The organism is Sulfitobacter sp. S223 (genome assembly GCF_025143825.1).
GTDB lineage: Bacteria > Pseudomonadota > Alphaproteobacteria > Rhodobacterales > Rhodobacteraceae > Sulfitobacter.
Genome location: NZ_CP083560.1, coordinates 248,485 through 266,673 on the forward strand (window position 1 = coordinate 248,485; position 18,189 = coordinate 266,673).

Annotated in this window: 18 protein-coding genes; 5 read left to right on the forward strand and 13 right to left on the reverse strand. The window is 53.5% G+C overall.

The annotated features are described in order from the left end of the window. Positions 1–58: 58 nt before the first annotated feature. The 5 genes from K3757_RS01195 to K3757_RS01215 form a co-directional block, all read right to left on the reverse strand. Positions 59–2,230 carry an ATP-binding protein gene (locus K3757_RS01195; protein WP_259998524.1) on the reverse strand — a complete coding sequence of 724 codons (2,172 nt, stop codon included), beginning with the start codon at positions 2,228–2,230 and terminating at the stop codon, positions 59–61. Beyond that, a complete protein-coding gene (locus K3757_RS01200) occupies positions 2,227–2,940 on the reverse strand; it encodes a hypothetical protein (protein WP_259998525.1) in 714 nt (237 codons plus the stop codon). The genes K3757_RS01195 and K3757_RS01200 overlap by 4 nt, the downstream gene beginning before the upstream one ends. 174 nt (positions 2,941–3,114) lie before the next feature. Continuing rightward, positions 3,115–4,014 carry an HNH endonuclease gene (locus K3757_RS01205; protein ID WP_259998527.1) on the reverse strand — a complete coding sequence of 300 codons (900 nt, stop codon included), beginning with the start codon at positions 4,012–4,014 and terminating at the stop codon, positions 3,115–3,117. Between the two features lie 102 nt (positions 4,015–4,116). Further along, positions 4,117–4,413 (reverse strand): hypothetical protein, encoded by a 297-nt coding sequence (locus tag K3757_RS01210; protein WP_259998529.1) that lies wholly within the window; start codon positions 4,411–4,413, stop codon positions 4,117–4,119. 4 nt (positions 4,414–4,417) lie between these two features. Then, positions 4,418–4,840, reverse strand: a complete 423-nt coding sequence (locus tag K3757_RS01215; protein ID WP_259998530.1) for a helix-turn-helix domain-containing protein — start codon at positions 4,838–4,840, stop codon at positions 4,418–4,420. Positions 4,841–5,207: 367 nt separating this feature from the next. On the opposite strand from K3757_RS01215, the gene K3757_RS01220 reads away from it, so the two are divergent. Continuing rightward, positions 5,208–6,302 carry a tyrosine-type recombinase/integrase gene (locus tag K3757_RS01220; RefSeq protein ID WP_259998532.1) on the forward strand — a complete coding sequence of 365 codons (1,095 nt, stop codon included), beginning with the start codon at positions 5,208–5,210 and terminating at the stop codon, positions 6,300–6,302. 190 nt (positions 6,303–6,492) lie between these two features. Here K3757_RS01220 and K3757_RS01225 read toward each other — a convergent pair whose 3' ends face one another. The 7 genes from K3757_RS01225 to leuC form a co-directional block, all read right to left on the reverse strand. Continuing rightward, entirely contained in the window at positions 6,493–7,581 is a 1,089-nt protein-coding gene (locus K3757_RS01225; protein WP_259998534.1) for a cupin domain-containing protein, read from the reverse strand. 41 nt (positions 7,582–7,622) lie between these two features. Then, positions 7,623–8,618: a DMT family transporter gene (locus K3757_RS01230; protein ID WP_259998536.1), complete on the reverse strand. Its 996-nt coding sequence runs from the start codon at positions 8,616–8,618 to the stop codon at positions 7,623–7,625. Between the two features lie 113 nt (positions 8,619–8,731). Continuing rightward, positions 8,732–9,838: a 3-isopropylmalate dehydrogenase gene (gene leuB, locus K3757_RS01235; protein ID WP_259998538.1), complete on the reverse strand. Its 1,107-nt coding sequence runs from the start codon at positions 9,836–9,838 to the stop codon at positions 8,732–8,734. Positions 9,839–9,892: 54 nt separating this feature from the next. Beyond that, positions 9,893–10,765 (reverse strand): endonuclease/exonuclease/phosphatase family protein, encoded by an 873-nt coding sequence (locus K3757_RS01240; RefSeq protein WP_259998540.1) that lies wholly within the window; start codon positions 10,763–10,765, stop codon positions 9,893–9,895. A gap of 125 nt (positions 10,766–10,890) precedes the next feature. Further along, positions 10,891–11,739 carry a hypothetical protein gene (locus tag K3757_RS01245; RefSeq protein WP_259998542.1) on the reverse strand — a complete coding sequence of 283 codons (849 nt, stop codon included), beginning with the start codon at positions 11,737–11,739 and terminating at the stop codon, positions 10,891–10,893. A gap of 293 nt (positions 11,740–12,032) precedes the next feature. Beyond that, positions 12,033–12,638, reverse strand: coding sequence for a 3-isopropylmalate dehydratase small subunit (leuD, locus tag K3757_RS01250; protein WP_260001159.1), 606 nt, complete (start codon positions 12,636–12,638; stop codon positions 12,033–12,035). Between the two features lie 483 nt (positions 12,639–13,121). Continuing rightward, positions 13,122–14,528, reverse strand: a complete 1,407-nt coding sequence (gene leuC / locus K3757_RS01255) for a 3-isopropylmalate dehydratase large subunit (protein ID WP_259998544.1) — start codon at positions 14,526–14,528, stop codon at positions 13,122–13,124. A gap of 249 nt (positions 14,529–14,777) precedes the next feature. Here leuC and K3757_RS01260 point away from each other — a divergent pair, with 249 nt between their 5' ends. From K3757_RS01260 to rlmH, 4 genes are all read left to right on the forward strand, one after another. After that, positions 14,778–16,088, forward strand: a complete 1,311-nt coding sequence (locus K3757_RS01260; protein WP_409202565.1) for a mechanosensitive ion channel family protein — start codon at positions 14,778–14,780, stop codon at positions 16,086–16,088. A gap of 49 nt (positions 16,089–16,137) precedes the next feature. Next, positions 16,138–16,806, forward strand: a complete 669-nt coding sequence (locus K3757_RS01265; RefSeq protein WP_259998546.1) for an FAD-binding oxidoreductase — start codon at positions 16,138–16,140, stop codon at positions 16,804–16,806. Positions 16,807–16,961: 155 nt separating this feature from the next. Further along, the gene (gene rsfS / locus K3757_RS01270; protein ID WP_259998548.1) at positions 16,962–17,318 is read left to right on the forward strand and encodes a ribosome silencing factor; all 357 of its coding nucleotides are present in this window, start codon (positions 16,962–16,964) and stop codon (positions 17,316–17,318) included. Positions 17,319–17,326: 8 nt separating this feature from the next. Beyond that, positions 17,327–17,797 carry a 23S rRNA (pseudouridine(1915)-N(3))-methyltransferase RlmH gene (gene rlmH, locus K3757_RS01275; protein ID WP_259998550.1) on the forward strand — a complete coding sequence of 157 codons (471 nt, stop codon included), beginning with the start codon at positions 17,327–17,329 and terminating at the stop codon, positions 17,795–17,797. 10 nt (positions 17,798–17,807) lie between these two features. Here the strand turns inward: rlmH and K3757_RS01280 are convergent, their stop codons facing one another. Then, positions 17,808–18,161 carry a hypothetical protein gene (locus tag K3757_RS01280; protein WP_259998552.1) on the reverse strand — a complete coding sequence of 118 codons (354 nt, stop codon included), beginning with the start codon at positions 18,159–18,161 and terminating at the stop codon, positions 17,808–17,810. Positions 18,162–18,189 lie beyond the last annotated feature (28 nt).

Below are 18,189 nucleotides of genomic sequence, written 5' to 3' on the forward strand. Positions count from 1 at the left end.
CCCGTTGCCCGTTAATAGGTGCAGCAACGCTGCACGATACGTTCGAAATGGATGATCGTCACAAAGATCTCAATTCCTGTAAAGCTTTATGCACAGCCGGAATAGTTGACTTGCCCGTTAAGAAATCCTCAGCATTTTTTAGATGCACAAAATCGCCTGGACCACCGCCTGCACCAATGTTTCGTGTTTCCAGAAAACCTGCTTCCGTTAGTTTCTGTGAAACGAGTGCCCAATCCTCCCTTTCCAATAACCTCTTGCCACGGTGGTCGTCCTGCTCTAGCCGCACCCAATGGCCTTTCAGCATTAACCGCGCAAGAATGTTGAGGGTCTTTGGTACGACTGGAGCAAGTGACGATACATCTACCGCAGATAGAGCCTCTAGTTCCGTGGCGATAACAGTGCTGTCGTGAAAATGAGTTTCTCTCCCGTCAAAGCCCCTTTTTATCAACTTCAGTGCCTTTGGAGCAGATTTTCCAAAACGCGTTGCTTCACTTACGATAACCTCCCCAGCACTGCAGGAAGAAAATTCACATCCACTAAGATCGGCGTCTGAAGCGTCGAGGCGATTTATATACACATCGCGGAATATTGCACTCGTTTGATCAGGGAAAAACGCATCAACTATAGTGATATTTGAAAACAAACTAAGCTTTAGTTCATCTGAAGAAAAACAAGCGATTTCCAAGGCAGCGAAGTTTGATGACAACACGCTGCCGGAAACTTCATCTTTTGATTTCAGCCTGATAGATTTCAATATTTGTACTGTAGGCAAACTATTAGTTGCCAACGAAAGAGCAGAAAAGACAGATAAATCCGATAGAGTCAGCTGATTTCGGCGAAGTCCAGTTGGGGCAGGTCCGTCCTTGAGAAACTCATTCAAAAGATGCCGCGCATAGAAAAATGCTTTTATTTTTTCATGTGCAAACATTCTATTGTCACGATCGCCACTGCCATGCGCAGGCTCCAACAGTGTGAGCGTCTTGGCTCGTGCAGAAAGAGCCCGCGCGAAGTCCTCTTCTCCCGGCAAAATTTCTTCGCAAGCAATTTCGACGGCGATTTCTAGCAGTGATGCGTCAACGAAACCCACCTCATAGTCCATCATTGTACGGGCCGCCTCAGTCAAAATCGAGTAGACTAATTTCTTTCCGTTTGCTGTCGGAACTTTGGCCGGCAAGCCTAGTTTGTGAACTTCTCGTTCAACGATTGAGTCGCATAAGGCCACAATCGGTTCGTCTCCACTTTCCAGGAAAGCATCAGGCTGCATCGCAGAAACTTGAGAAACAAAGAAAGGGCGGCGCAACCAATAATAGTCATCCAGCCGCACCTCTAGCTCTGTTTTTCGCGCATTCCATTGAGAATTTTTGACACAAATCCAATTGCATGCTTCAGTAGAGCTAGGAAAGTCGATGCGGATGGAATGGAGATCCGCTCCTACTAGCGCAACTGATTGGCCAATTAGTTTCTTGAGCTCTTCAGCGCTTATGAATGAGTCCCGACCTGATAGTAGTACTAGCCCTGAGCCACCGATATCTTGGAACAAGTCCCTTAGTGCTGACCAAGAGTTGTCATAGCCCCGACTATCAGAAAGCTCATCAAAGCCGTCAATTGCCAACGAAATTAAACCGTGCCTCATCAGTACTGGCATCTCAGATCTATTAAAACTGGCTCGAAGAGCCGAAAAAGCTCCGTCGATCCTGTCGTCCACGGCCGACAATACTTTTCCAGCACTTGTGACTGGTATAAGAATGGGGCCAACACTATCGCGTTTTAAGAATTGCTGCGCTCGCAATGCAGTTAAGCGCTCAATAAAGTGAGTTTTCCCCGCACCAGCGGGCCCTTCCAATCCAACCACGCCTCCGCTCCATAAGCCCTGCAAGAAGCTGTCCACTTCAGCGAACGAAGACAGTATTTCGTCAGTACGATCAATCGAGAATGGTACTTCCATCCAATTATCTAGGGCATCTCGATATTCGTGTTCGAGAGACCGAGCTAGGTATTCCAGATTAGCAAAGTTCTTACCCGCTAATAGCGACTTAAAGTTGCCAGCGACTACATCACCCGATCTGTTGCAGAAGATTTTCCCATTCTGCTCTTTTCTGAGCGAAATTGGAGTACCGTGCCTTTCGAACTCCGCTAACCAGCCCCCGCTTTCGTTAGTTCGAAACACGGACTCAGAAAAAGGGTCGTGAAACAGCTTTAGGTCGGACAGTTCTTCCTGATCTGTACTCATTGGGAATTTTCCTCCGGTCCATGTATAAGGTCGAGTAGGTGTTTAGCGTGAGTATGTCTCTTTTTGACAGTGTTTATAAGCGTTATGTCGCCACCAAGAGCTTCTCCAGCTACCAACGCGGGAAGAATATCATCATCATTGCTAACGATTAGAATCTTTATCCCTTCGGGATCAACCGAGAGAGATAACGCATCGGCTACGATCGCTGTATCTACTTGTTTTTCCATGACCCGATCACAAACAAAGCCGTCTGGACCTTTTTGGCCCAAATGACTGCATAGCTTACAGTTGCACTCGACCCGGGAGGTAAAAGGAAAATGGACCCCTAGCCGCTTTTCCAACCGCCTTCCTGACGTATCTGCCAGCAGGCGATCTCCACGCGCCAATCCAATTGTTGAAGGCAAAAACAAAATGGACTTTAGCTCTGTGCCGGTTCTCCGCCGCTTTGCATATCCAGCCTCGAGTTGTTTGTAGTCTACAAGGGCTGCAGTTGCGGCGGCACCTCGCATCCATCCAGCATAAAGCCTAAACGAGATCTCCCAACGTTTAGGCTGCAATTTTTCGTGCTTTAGCCTATCTTCAACAAACTTTTCAACTTTGCGAAGCGCTTGTTCACTGTTCTGCCCAGGAGATGGCTTTTTGTTTGCGAGAAACTCCGCCCTTGCCTGGCCCCACCAGTCTACTAGAACAACGCACCGTCGCGTCTGCATGGCAACTCCTGACTGGCATGTCCCTACGCCGTAAATCTACATGATTGATTTCTCAACGCAATAAGCCTTTCAGCTCATTAGCGATTGGTTCGCAAGTGTTGTGATAAGCCGCATTTCTTCGTCAATTTACACTCCGGTTCTAGGATAGCCGTGCTTTGGAACTAGCTGTCAGCCCTAGTGCTTGAAACAATGAGATCTATGCCATTCGACAAATTCTTTCCGTGGCTGGTTGGCTGGACGTTCTGGTGCCAAAAGCCTTCCGGAGGAGTTGATCATCGCTGTCACGGCTTCCAGATCGTTGCTTTGCCTCGACACTAGAATAGAAAGATCATCGGCAAGCCCGACCAGGCCTCGGTCAAACATCCAGTGTGCTGTTCCAGACAACGCTAGCCCATTGCTCACGATATCAGGGCCGTCACGTTCCACCGGTTTGATATGGGCAGCCTCAACCTCCGCGCGTCCGCCGCCATTGATCAGCCGTAGCCCTGTAATCGCGCAACGTTCGCCATAAGCCCGTAAAACATTCTTTCTGAAGTTGCGGTCGCGCACAGCGCGATTGGTCAACTGGTCGACACGCTGCCGCGCTGTGAGATGCTGGAAGGGTACTTGTGGGTCATGGAAGCCAGGCATCTGGCTGGCCTGATCGACACGCGGTAGAAAATCATCGTCTTGCCCAAGCCCGCGCTCCACAATCCGGGCGAAACCCACTGCCGCTAGTGGCCTTACTGCAGCTTGAGCACGGCCGGAAATGTTTCCAAGATCGTTTAAGACGCCTTGCTCGACAATGCCGTCAGTATCGCGGAATGGAACCGGATCGCCAAAGTCGAGATAGGTCCCAGGTTCGATGACAGCCAAATACATGTCAGCGCTGCTGGGGTCTGCGATGATCTCTTGAACCTTGGCGACAGCGAAGTAGCCTTTGGTGTTTTTCACCTTGGTAGGTTCAAGGTAGACGATCCAGTCGCCTTCACACTGCTGCACACGCGTCAGGTATTTTTTTGGGAACTGGTATCGTTCCGATGGGACGTCATCGTAGACTGAATCTGTCCGGTGAATGAACACTCCAAACGTCACGCGAATTGGCCTCCCCGGCAGACAAGTTGGAGCCAAGCCTTAATCGTATTGGATAGTTCCCCGTATTTCCGAAGAGCTGTGAAACTGCACTTTGTGCTTTGCTCACTCAGCAATCAAACGTTCCAATTTCTTGCTCGCGAAATGCAAGGTCAGAACTGAGCCTGTCAGCACAGGAACAAGAGCGCCGGCCACGGCAACACAGATGATTAGGCATGCTGTGAACCAACTGAAATCGGTGCTGTAGTCGAAGAATTTGAAATGAAGAAAGCCCGCTAGATACAGGGCACAGACGCCCGAATATATGTTGTATAGCGACGACAGCGGATCGATTGCGGTTCGTTGCGCACGCTCCAAGGCCGCCCGACGGATACGCTTCCAATTTTCGCTCGGTTTCTTCATTTCTCTACTCCCTTACAAGCTCGATCCATGTGTGAACGTCATCGTCGATCACTTCGCGCCCTTCGACGTGTGACTGATACCAGCGGGCGACAATGGCCCCGCGTTTTTCGCTTTTGATCTTGATACCCTCTGCGTTGAGGTGCTGATCCAGCGAGCTTTCAATGTCTTTGAGTGCCTCGAAATCATGGCCGACGCGGATTGATTTCGTGCCGAGAAGCAACCAAGCGACGTCAACCTCGTACTTGTCCTGCATCTTGACCAGGGCTTCGACAGGGACGCCGCGCTTTCCTTTTTCGTAGCTGTGGTAAGCTCTATGCGAGACGCCAATGGCTTCGGCCATCGCGGCCTGAGAGACCCCTATTTCGCTGCGACAGATCGCTAGGCGTGCGCCTATCTCAGCAAACAATTCGGCATCTTCTCGCGGCATGCAAGTTTCCTAATTGACCATTGCGCACTTTTGTATAAACATAGCACAAAATGACGTACATTTACGTTTCAATCCATCTGACCACGTCAGAAGGTGCATAACAAGCGATTCCATGCGTACAGAAATTTCAACCCGAACGGATAAGGATGACTGAAATGGCGGAAATCGACAAAACAGACAGCTCGCAAATCCTCGGGCTTGGAAAGACGCCCGCTCAATGGGTCGAAGTCATGGCGGGCTTAGGCATCGAGATTTCCGAGCGGACGCTTCGCGAACGAGCGAATGATACAGGCGCATTTTATCGGCTTGGGCGGACCATGCTGATCACACCCGCGCAAATCGACACGATTTTTGAAGGAGGTCAGTCATGCCGCTCCAAATCTACAAGAGGGGTCGCTTCTACTGGGTTAAGGGCTGGGTCGAGTACAACGGCAGGCGCATCGCAGGCCCATACCGGCGAAGCACTAAGGCATCTTCAGAGGCGGGCGCACGGGATTGGGTAGCGATTGAAACTGAAATGCAGATACGTCGGCATGTCGTCGGCGACGAGATCAGCAAGACCTTTTCTGACGCGATCCTGCTCTACAACGCCTCCAAAGAAGACGCTGAGCGACTCATTCCAATTGTTAAAGAGATTGGGGCCATGCCGCTGACGGCCATCACAGGCGCTTTGTTGAAGGGGTTTGGGCCAGAATGGAAACCGATGGCATCGACCGATACTTGGTGGAGGGAAATTATTGTTCCAACAAGCGCCGTCATCAATAATGCACACCAGTTATTGGGGACGCCTCTGATCCGCGTAAAGCCCTATGATAAATTTGAACGCATTTCGCAGGACAAACTGCGCGACAAGCCGAGCCGCGTTGAGCGTACCCCTGCGGACAAGGAGTGGATCGAGGCGTTCTGTAGCGCAGCTGATCCATACAACGCGGCGCTGGTTCGGTTCATGTTCGAGACGGCGGCGCGGATCGATCAGGCTGTTTCGTTAGAGCCTCATGATCTGCGGTCCGCCGAGAACAAGGTCAGGGTGAAGGCCCAGAAGGGGCACCCCGAGAGCTGGATCACGGTATCGCCAGAGATGATGGACGAACTGCTAGCCTTGCCACCGAAGCGACCCAAGAACCGCAAGACCGGTAAATTCATGAAGCCGCGCGTTTTTGGCTATGGCAGCTCGACCGGGTACAACACACGCTGGAAGACCATCTGCAAGCGGGCTGGTATCCAATACCTATCCGCGCACCAAGCAGGGCGTCATGGGTTCTTCACTGAGCTGGTTGTCCGGCAGGGTGTCGATCCCGTTACTGCGGCCAAAGCCGGTCGCTGGGCTGACCCTAATTTGCCAATGCGTATCTATGCCCACGCAGAGACGGATGAGGCCGACGTTAGGGCCCGTTTTCGTACAAACCATGTACAGGAAGACCCTGTACAAACATCCAAACCCTCGAAACCAAAGAAGGAATAACGCTATGAACGGTTCCCTCATAAGGGGCAGGTTATTGGTTCGAATCCAATCGGGATCACCACCTTCTCATCCAGATAACCGAGTATAACTAATTGGGTCCAGCCGCTGGTTATTCAAAGAAAATATTGGTTAAGCAGCAGGGGAAGGCCATGCCCTTTCATGGCCTTCGGAACTGTAGGATAGCGCTATTTCAGAAAGGTTTTGTGATGAAGTCACCGCGCAGTGCAACCTGCAAAAGTTCGATATTGTCAGAGGCATCCTGGTATTGAACAATCATATCCGGCGGTATGACGAAGCCGTCCCCAGCCTGCAACGCGCTGTCGTTCTGGCCCTCGGCGTGCAGAGTCATAGTACCCTCCATCACGAAGGTAAAATGGATGTCGGCATCATGAGTGAAGGCTGGTGATTGGCCTTGGCCGCGGCGCAACACCTGAATGCCGGCAACGCCTTTTGTACCTTCGCAGATGCCCGTATCACGCAAGATGAAGCCGTCGATAGGAGAAGGCTGCCAAACCGCGGTGTCTTTAATATGATGCACAAACCGTTGACCATCCCATTCGCGTTCCGGATCTCCAACACCATTGGGTAGGGTGAAGTCGTGATCGATGGTCGTTACATGCTCTGCCGGTACGCCAATCTCTATGACTTCGATGTTGGGGGATGCCTCTACCACGCGGTGGCGAATACCGGGTGGTTGGGTAACGCAATCACCTGCATGCAAGCGGATCACATCGCCTTGGTCTTCGTACAAAACATCAACCCAGCCTCGATAGCAAAAGATAAGCTGGAAGCCGACCGTATGATAATGAACCATGTCAGGGACGGGGCCGCCGTCAGGTATCCGAATATGGCTTGCGATAATTGAGCCGCCCAGCCGTGAGGGTATGAGGTCACGGTAGTGCATGCCCGCGCGCCCGATCACCCAAGGGGCTTCGTCGGCTAGCCTGCGCACGGCAAATTCGCGATGTGGGGCAATATGCTCCACGCTTGGTGTAAGCGGCGCGATAGAAATACGTGTGCCATTGGGCGCAGTCAATTCACGCGCACCTTCTGCAAAGCCGTCCACATCGTCCGTCAGGATACGCAAGTGGCCCGGAGGGACGTCAGCGCCTTTTTCGATTCGAAGGCGAATACCATGACCACTAAAGCTTGCGACGGATGGATCATCGGCGGGGAAGATATTCTCAAGCCGCATGCCCAACGTTTTTGTGTAGAAGGGCAGGTCATCTCGCAGCTCTGACGTGGGCAGCAGAAATTCTGCTAGAATTTTGTCGCTCATTTTTTAGGGCCTTTTTTCTGCGTGAGAGAGGTAGCCTGCCATCAAGTGCCGTTCTGCTCAACGGTATCTTGCATGGCAACGCTGAGGCGCGGCGTAGCGCCCATCTCGGGTCGGCGGCTCAGTGTTCTTAAGACTGGCTGGTTTCCAGAAACAGACCCGCTGCTTTCGCGGATCACCACATAGGCGCCGCTGAGAATAATTATTCCTGCGCCCAGAAATGTCATCATGTCAGATGTTTCATCGAAAAATAGCCAGCCAAACAGGGTCGCCCAGATGATCTGGCTGTACTGCATAGGGGCAACCAAGGCTGCATCGGCAAGGGTATATGCGCGGATCATCAGGGTCATCGCGGCCACAGACAAAACCGAAATTAATAGTACCAGCCCCAGATCCTCAATCGGCATGGGGACGTAGACGAAAGGCAAAGCGCATAGCATCACGACAAAGTTCGCTAGCAAGGGATATAGTAATAGGACCTCGCGCCGCTCAATGCCTCCTATTTTGCGCATAATCACAGCGACAAATGCGCCGCAAGTCGCGGATACCAAGGCTGCGATATGCCCCAGCCCCAAATCGGAAGAGCCCGGGCGCAATACAACCAGAACGCCGATCAGGCCGATGAATACTGCTATCCAGCGATGGCTGCGCACGACTTCTCCCAATAGGGGCACCGACAACACCGTAATGAGCAAAGGCGTGGTAAACAAAATCGCATAGGTGTCTGCCAACGGTAGAACCGAGAATGCGTAAAAGGCAGAGAACCCGGTGATGACCACACTCACGGTGCGCAGCGCGCTCCAAACCGGGACACGGGGACGCAGAGTGTCTGCTGTATCACTGCGCAGCAACATGAGAGTCACAACAGGAAAACCCATCAGAACAACGAAAAACACGATCTGAAACGGAGAGTAGGTAGCGCCCAACCGCTTAATCGCAGCATCGTGGGTGGCATAAAGCGCAAACGCCAACAGCGCGAGACCGATCCCCCTCAGGCTGCTGGTTGGCGTGTCGGATGGGGTGCTTTCGCTGCTGGTCATGACATGACCTTAAACTGTCGGGGTTGCTGCGAAAAGTCTTCAGCGCCGTATGGCGTGCCGGTTTTCACCGTAGGAAGACGGGGCGCCTGATTAAGAGGCGCCCCCATCCGGTTTCAGAGGCTCGCATCCAGTGCAGCCAGAATTGCATCACCCATTTCTGAAGTCGAAATTGGCGTGCCGCCTTCTTCGCCCATCAGATCAGCGGTACGTGCGCCATCAGCCAGTACTTTTTCCACGGCTTTCTCAAGGCGGGTCGCCTCTTCGCCTTGGTCAAAGGAATAGCGCAGGGCCATGGCAAAGCTCAGGATACAGGCGATTGGGTTCGCCTTGCCTTGGCCGGTGATGTCAGGGGCAGAGCCGTGTACTGGTTCATACAGTGCTTTGGGGCGACCGTCCGCGTTTGGTGCACCAAGCGAGGCAGATGGCAGCATTCCAAGTGAACCTGTCAGCATCGCCGCGCAATCGGACAAGATATCGCCGAAAAGGTTGTCGGTGAGGATAACGTCAAACTGCTTGGGTGCGCGCACCAGCTGCATCGCGCCGTTGTCCGCGTACATGTGTGACAGCTCGACATCAGGGTAATCTTCGTCATGTACTTTTTGTACAACTTCGCGCCACAGAATGCCGCTCTCCATAACGTTGGCCTTCTCCATCGAGCAGACTTTGTTGCCGCGACGACGGGCCAGCTCGAATGCGGAGCGCGCAACGCGGTCAATCTCGCTTTCGGTGTAACGCTGGGTGTTGATGCCCACACGCTCGTTGCCTTCTTCGAAGATGCCGCGCGGCTCACCAAAGTATACGCCGGAGGTCAGTTCGCGCACGATCATGATATCAAGGCCGGCAACGATGTCCTTCTTGAGCGATGAAAAATCGGCTAGCGCGTCAAAGCACTGCGCTGGGCGCAGGTTCGAGTAGAGATCCATTTCTTTGCGCAGCCGCAGCAGGCCGCGCTCTGGCTTTACGCTGAAATCCAGATTGTCGTATTTTGGGCCGCCGACGGCACCGAGCAGAACAGCGTCCACTTCCAGCGCGCGGGCCATCGTGTCGTCGTGCAACGGTGTGCCGTGCTTGTCATAGGCGGCGCCGCCGACCAAATCGTGCTCTACGTCAAAGGCCATATCCCGCTTGGCGCCGAACCAGTCAATGATGCGGGTCACTTGGCCCATGACCTCAGGGCCGATGCCGTCACCGGCGAGGATCAAAAGGGAAGGGTTTGCCATGGGAAATGCTCCTGAAATTGGTTCAAATTGGCGTAGCGCGCGGCGCTTTGCGCGTCAAGGATTGCGCGGAGCGATATCGGCCCAAAGAAGACTATGGCGGCTGGCGTCAGGTCGGTGAACCATTCCGTGGTCCAGCACGCGCCAGCCTTTGGATGGCAGCAAGTAATCTACACGCAGATCGCCGGGCAGGGGTTCAGCAAAATCGGCGGTGGGCGTGTCATCGAACGGGTCTTGCAGAGAGGGGTGAGCCAATAGTGCATTTATCGCATCTTTGCGCCCGCTACCGCGATCAGGATCTACGTTGGCCGTGCCTGTCAGCACAAAGGGCGACGTAGCCGTAGCGTTTTTTAGGTAGTTGAGCCAAAAGGCGACCTCATCATGATTGCGTCTGCCATTGCGGTCTTCTTCGCCGTCATAAATTGGCGGCGTTGCATGAAAGGTCATCAGGTTAAGTGTGCCAACGTCCGGAATCTGCACTGGCACAATCCAATGGCCACGAGAGGATAGGCGGTGCGATGCCAAAACGTCTTTGCCGCCAAAGGGGATGTTCCCATTCATGGGATAGATATTTTTTGGCAGATTGCGCCAAAGCAGGGCCGAGTAATCCTTGATAGCATCCAGCGTGATTGGAAAGCGCGACAAAACGGCCATGCCGCCCATGCCGTTAAAACGGCCAAATCCGTGGGCATCGTCCGCGTCGCCCAGTCTGCCGTTGCCGTTAAGATCAAGCCCGCTTGCCAGCCCTGCATTCGGCGGATTTGCAAAGCGGTAAGGATAGTTTAGTCCGCTTGATGCGAGATCGTCTGCAAGTGCTTCGAGCGTTGTCCGCCGCAGGTCAAAGTCGATGCCCTGAAGCGCGACAATATCGGGAGACACATCAATTAGGAGCTGTCTAAATGCGGCAATCTGGTCGTCTTCGCCGCGCATTATATCCCGCAGTAACAGGCCGGGACCTTTCCGGGTTAGTTCTGCATTGTAGGTGGCGATGCGCACGCTCTGGGCTTGCGCGCAGACAGCAGCGTTGAAAAGAACAATCGCTGCCGCCAATAACTTTAGGATAAGGCTGCTTGTAGCCCGCTTTCTGATGCGGCTTCGGCATATGTCCGTTTGCGCTTTTCTTCGATCATGTCGGCGATCTTGCCCATGGCGATACCACGCATGATGATGCTTGCCGGAAGGAAGGCCCATGCCGAAATTGTCCAGATAAGGGTTTGCGGATTCTGCAATGTAATCGGGTCTAGCAGATCAGCGGCCAGTTTGACCACTGCGGGGACAAGGAATGGCAGCAGGAAGCCAAGCGCAATGTTGATCCGTGCATCGCGCTGCAAACGCTCCAGCACGTCACCGCCGGCAGTCGGGTCAAACAGGGGAAGGTTCACCCAGACATTGAAAGCGCCAGATCGGCTAGGCCAGTTAAGGATGCGGACAAGCACAAGGAAAGCGGTCATTGCGATCAGCGACACCATATAAGACAGCCCTGCGGCAGTGCGCACAAAACTGACTGTCTCCGGGGATGAATCAACCGGAAGCATCAGCACAACAAGGCGTACAGGCGAATAAGGGAAATCAATCGCATTACCTACGATCATTCCCAACGATGTCATCGCATTTGTCATCAAAGTTGGATCAGAGAGCCCTCTCAAAATCGCGCTAAGCATGAAAACGGTCGCAAAAAGCGAAATAAATCGAAGTCGGTTGAACGGAGCGGCGTCGCGGAATTCGACGATACTGGGGAAAACTGAGTTATATTCTGTGAACGTCAGAACCGCGGCCAGCAAAGCGACTAGCAAAACGATCTGAGTCGAGTCACTTCCAAGACCCGGCAGAACAAGCGCCGGCGTCAAGATTAAGGTCGCAACCAAAAGTCCACGCGCCACAGCGCTGGTCATACGTACTATCAACGTTCTATCCCTTCAAACTGGCCAGACACGATACAATGCCGCGTACTTGTCCCAACTTGATGCCCTCGGGTTTGGAAGGCCTGCCTCATTATTGTCATATTTGTGCCTTCTTTCGCCTTAGTTCTCAAGACTATTGCGTTAGTTGAGCAGGAAGATTGGGCGTTTTGAGGGAGGGGGTGGTGCGATCTTGCATCATTTCAGTGGCGTGAATAAGGCGGTCGCAACATCTTGTGGGCGGGGCTCGCACGCCCACAAGAAAATCATTGAAAGTTTAGGTACAACTTAATTCGAGGTTAAACCCAAGGACGGCTTTGCGTGGCAGAAGCCTCAAAGGAATCGATAGACGCCGCTTTTTCCATAGTCAGGCCGATATCGTCTAAGCCATTCATCAAGCAATGTTTTTTGAATGGATCAACGTCGAAAGTGAAAACATCGCCGTCAGAAGAAGTGATGGACTGGTTCTCAAGATCAATCTCGATCCGGGCATTCGCGCCTTTTTCTGCGTCTTTCATCAGCACATCCACCTGCTCTTGTGGCAGCACGATAGGCAGGATGCCGTTCTTGAAACAGTTGTTATAGAAGATGTCAGCATAGCTAGGTGCGATGACGCAGGTGATGCCGAAATCGGCGATCGCCCAAGGCGCATGTTCACGTGAAGATCCACAGCCGAAGTTGTCGCCTGCAACAAGAATCTGCGCATCACGGTATTGCGGTTTGTTCAGGACAAAGTCGGGAATCTCGTTGCGGTCGTCATCATAACGCATTTCGTCAAACAGGTTCACGCCAAGGCCAGAGCGCTTGATGGTTTTAAGAAACTGCTTGGGGATGATCATATCGGTGTCGATGTTGATCAGCGGCATGGGGGCGGCAATGCCGCTCAGGGTCGTGAATTTATTCATTGGAGTGGTCCTTTCGGAAGGAGACTGAATACGGGGAGTGACGGTTTTTGCGGCAGCTTTGGTCTGGCGTGCCGCCCGCTCGAATCCCAGAAAATCGGGTTTGGTGATGTTGCTGATGGCTTTGACCTTCGAGCCGCCGAGAACTGGCTTCACGTAGTTGCTCTCGATCATCTCTCCGATCATCGCTTCGGCTTGCGGCATGGAAACTTTCAGCCGATACGCAATGCCTGCTGCGCTGATGTTTGCACGCGTGCGTGCGTGGAATACGGCAAGACCGTATTGATAGCGGTTGTAGCCGCCAGCAGCCACAGAAACGGGCGCACCAAAGGCTGGCAACGCAGGGGCCAGTGTTGCAGCCCCCATCATCGTCAGAAAATTGCGTCGTTTCATTGTAGCCTCCATCAGCCGCTCGCCGCTCCCTTCAGTCTCTCGGTGCTGATATTACGCCAGCCCAGAGGTCCCGAAGGGATGCGGTGAACGTCTTTACATCATCTCACGTACATCGGTGAGCTTGCCGGTCACAGCCGCAGCCGCAGCCATCGCCGGTGACATGAGGTGTGTGCGTCCGCCGCGGCCCTGACGGCCTTCGAAGTTACGGTTGGATGTTGCTGCACAACGCTCGCCCGGGCTCAGCTGGTCAGGATTCATCGCCAGACACATGGAACACCCTGCAAGGCGCCATTCAAAACCCGCCTCTTTGAAGATGTCCGCCAGACCCTCTTCCTCGGCTTGCGCGCGGACAAGACCAGAACCGGGAACAACCATTGCCCGCATGCCCTCTTTGATCTTTTTCCCTTTCAGGATCGCAGCGGCAGCGCGAAGATCTTCGATCCGTCCGTTGGTGCAAGACCCGATAAAGACTGTGTCGATTTCAACGTCAGTCAGAGGCGTGCCAGAGGTCAGGCCCATATAATCAAGCGACCGCTGCGCCGCGCCAACCTTACCGCCCGCGAAGTCGGAAGCGGCTGGTACGTTGGCTGTGATTGGCAGGACATCCTCGGGCGATGTGCCCCATGTGACCACCGGCGCGATGTCTTCACCTTTCAGGGTGATAACTTTGTCCCAATGCGCATCGTCATCGGAATAAAGCGTCTTCCACCATGCAAGTGCTGCTTCCCACTGTGCGCCTTTTGGCGCGTGGGGGCGGCCCATGCAGTATTCGTAGGTTTTCTCGTCAGGTGCGATAAGACCGGCGCGCGCGCCGCCCTCAATGGCCATGTTGCAGACGGTCATTCGGCCTTCCATGGACAGATCGCGGATCGCTTCGCCGCAATATTCAATCACATATCCGGTGCCGCCAGCCGTGCCGGTCTCACCGATTACGGACAGGGTAATGTCCTTTGCTGTCACACCCGGGCGCAGTTTGCCCGTGATTTCGACCTTCATGTTCTTGGATTTTTTCTGGATCAGTGTCTGGGTGGCGAGCACATGCTCGACTTCTGATGTGCCGATGCCGTGGGCCAGAGCACCGAAGGCACCGTGGGTGGCTGTGTGGCTGTCGCCGCAGACAACGGTCATACCCGGCAGGGTCCAACCCTGTTCCGGGCCGACGATGTGCACGATGCCCTGACGGACGTCTGACACGGGATAATAGTGGATGCCGAAGTCCTTGGCATTTTTGTCAAGCGCATCAACCTGAATACGGCTGTCCTCGGTCATGGTCGCGGCGTTGGCGCGATCCAGTGTCGTTGGCACGTTGTGGTCGGGCACGGCAATCGTTTTATCCGGTGCGCGCACTGTACGACCTGTCATGCGCAGCCCTTCAAAGGCCTGCGGGCTGGTCACTTCGTGGACCAAATGGCGGTCGATATAAAGCAAGCAGGTGCCATCTTCGGCCTCATGGGCCACGTGAGCGTCCCAGATTTTGTCATAGAGCGTTTTGGGGGACATAGGGTCCTCTCCCTTGAATGATATGGTGGTTTTTGAATGCTGTATCAGGCTGCGCAATAAGGGCGCAGTGCAAGCTTATAGTCGGGCCAGCGCAGTATGCGTGGCGCCGAAAAAACGTTCGCGCAGGCGTGCGCGGTCGGTCTTGTTGAGCAGGTGTTTCATTCCCAAGCAGATACATCGCATTGCCAAATGCTGCAAGGGTTGCGGGGGCTGCTGCTTCATGCGACGCTTTCTGCGCAAGGAGTTATTATGCAAGATCCTGTCGATCCCTTCGCTGATTTTCTGATCTCTATGCAGGTCATATGGGCCAATGTGATGGGATTTTTCTCCGGAGTGGTCGAGCCGGGTTGGCGGCAGAATCAGGTTCTGATCGTTGTAGTGCTGGCGCTTGTCGCCTGGGCTTTGCACCGCAGAAGCGGCACCGCGCTGCAAAACTGGGTCCGTTCGCGCGAGGGTTGGGAAAAATGGCAGCTGCGTGTGATTGTTCAGATCAGACGCAGATTGGGACTAATCTGGTTGCTGCTTATGCTCGCCGTAACTTACGGCATTATGCAAAGCATCACCTGGCCGTCGCGGTCCTATCTGATCGGCGTCGCTGCCGAACTTGTCTTTGCATGGATATTCATCGCATTTGCAGCCCAACTGGTGCGCAACCGTCCGATGAGACGCATCGTGACGTGGTCCTTGTGGGTCTATGCAACACTTTACCTGCTTGATGTATCCGAAGAAGCTGCGGCGTTTCTTGAAGGTCTTGCGCTGGAAATAGGGGAATTCCGGCTGTCCGTTCTGTCTCTGATCGTGGCCATAGTTGTGATCGGCCTTCTTTTGACGCTGGCGCGTATCGGATCGCAGGCGACCGCAGGAACCATCCGCCGCAACGAAGACATCAGCCCGTCTATGCAGGTTCTTGCTGTCAAAGGTGTGCAACTACTGATGTACGGCATCGCCTTTTACATGGGCGTCAAGGCGGTGGGGATTGACCTTACCGGTCTTGCGGTGCTGTCGGGTGCGATCGGTGTTGGTCTTGGTTTTGGTTTGCAGAAGGTGGTGTCGAACCTTGTCTCCGGTGTGATCATCTTGCTGGATAAATCGATCAAGCCGGGTGACGTTATATCGCTCGGTGAGACATTTGGCTGGATACAGACGCTTGGCGCACGATATGCGTCTGTGGTGACGCGGGATGGTAAGGAATACCTGATTCCTAACGAAGACCTCATCACAGGGCAGGTGGTGAACTGGTCCCACTCAAATGACTTTGTACGTCTCGATATCTTTTTTGGAACGGCGTATGGCGATGACCCGCACCTTGTTCGCAAGTTGGCCATTGAGGCGGCGGCATCTGTTGACCGCGTGTTGATAGATAAAGCGCCTGTGTGCCATATTGTCGGCTTCGGAGACAGCTCGGTCGATTATATCCTGCGGTTCTGGATTAAGGATCCTACTGGCGGGCTGACCAATATTCGCGGGAATGTCTATCTGGCACTCTGGGATAGCTTTCAGAAAAACAAGATATCTATCCCGTTCCCGCAGCGCGAAGTGCGGATGCTGGAAGATAGCTGACGGAACGCATGGCGGCGTGCGGGTGTTGTGTCTCTAAAGGAGATACAACATGAGCTATGAGCTGACATTGCAGAGCAAGGAAAACGTCACGCCGGATACCCGCCACTACGTTTTTAACAGACCTGAGGGTCTTGAGTTCGAACCGGGACAGGCAACCGAAATGACGTTGCTAAAGGATGGTTGGCGCGATGAGTCGCGTCCATTTACCTTTGTGTCCCAGCCCGATGACAACACGCTGGAGTTTGTCATCAAAAGCTATCCCGACCACAACGGCATGACAGAGCAGTTGGCAAAGATTGAACCGGGCGAAAAAGTTGAAATAGTCTCGCCCTTCGGCGCAATCACTGACCACGGGCCGGGGGTCTTTATCGCCGCTGGTGCGGGTATCACCCCCTTCATCCCGATTCTGGACAAACATGATGCCGCTGGAAAGATGGACTGCACCCTGATTTTCACCAACCAGTCCGAGGCAGACATCATCCTGCGTGAGAAGTGGGAAAAGATGGAAGGGTTGAAGACCGTCTTTACTGTCACCGACGACAAAGCCACGGATGTGCAGGAGGAAAGGGTCGACAAGGCGTTTCTGAAGAAGAATTTGACCCGCTTTGACCAGACATTCTACATTTGCGGGCCAGAGGGTTTTGTGGACTCTGTTCGGGACGCGCTGAAAGACCTTGGCGCTGATGCGGATAAAATCATCACAGAAGAAGGCTGGTAATCGCTCAATTGCTGGCTGTCATTGAATTGTCGCGTTGGGGTTGTTAATTTAGCAGCAACCCCAGCGCCGGGGGCCCGGCGGCGCGACAAAAGGAGGACAATGTCCTGTCTACGCAAACTTACGCAGGTTCGCCTGCGACTAACGGTGCAGTCGTGATGGCTGGCCAGAAGCAAGCCACCAGTGACCTGCTGTTGGAAACCGTTCTTTCCTCGCTGAATGACGATAAAGCCGAAGATATCGTGCAGATTGACCTGCGCGGTAAAACCGAGATTGCTGATCACATGATCATCTGCTCGGGCCGGTCCACACGTCAGGTGTCCGCTATTTCCGAGAAATTGGCACAGCGGATCAAGGACGAGTACGGCCATGCAGTTCGTACCGAAGGTAAAGAATCAGGCGATTGGGTGCTGATCGATACGGGCGATGTTATCGTCCATGTTTTCCGCCCCGAAGTCCGTGAATTCTACCAGCTTGAGAAGATGTGGCTGCCGCAAGGCGAAGCTGCCTCCTAAAGCGGACGATGAAGGTACATATTTGTGCCGTGGGTCGGCTACGTGCCGGGCCAGAGAAAACGCTGCTTGACGACTATCTCAAACGTTTTGACAGAACCGGCCGGGGGCTATCCCTAGGGCCGGTGTCTGTGCTGGAGGTAGATGACCGCAAAGGCGGCGGTATGGCAGCCGAGGCCGCACTGCTGCGCAAGGCGTTACCGCAGGGTGCGGTGATCTGTGCTTTGGATGAACGTGGCACGGTGGAAACGTCACCGAAATTTGCCAATCGCATCGCAGGATGGCGGGATGCAGGGCGCGGCGATCTTGCCTTTGTCATAGGCGGTGCCGACGGTATTGATCCGACCCTGCGTAATGAGGCGCATTATCTTCTGTCATTCGGATCAATGGTATGGCCGCATATGATGGTGCGCGTGATGCTCGCTGAACAATTGTATCGCGCGGCTTCGATCCTCTCAGGCGGCCCTTACCACAGGGTATAGAACGGAACCCTTACGGTAGCTTTACTGTCTTTGCATTCGAGGACCACCCGTTCACGGTGTTATGCGCTTCGATCACAACAGACTCGACGCCCGCCGGAATTTTCACACCTGACAAAGATCGTGTAAAAGGCTGCTCGTCCACGTGGGGATGCGCCAGTTGGCGCTCACCCAGAACCTCACCGTTCATGCCTTTGATACGCCAAACGTCGACGTAGTCGTCCCAGCCTGTGTCTGTATGCAAGACAGTTACGTTGAAGGTATAACCGCTGCCGTTTTTGGTGACGTTGACATTCTCAACTGTAGCGGGATCTGCAAAAGCAGGAGATGCCAGAATGATGAGAGTTGAAAGTGAATGCTTGATCATAATCTTTACCCAGAGTTGAAGCTAAAGA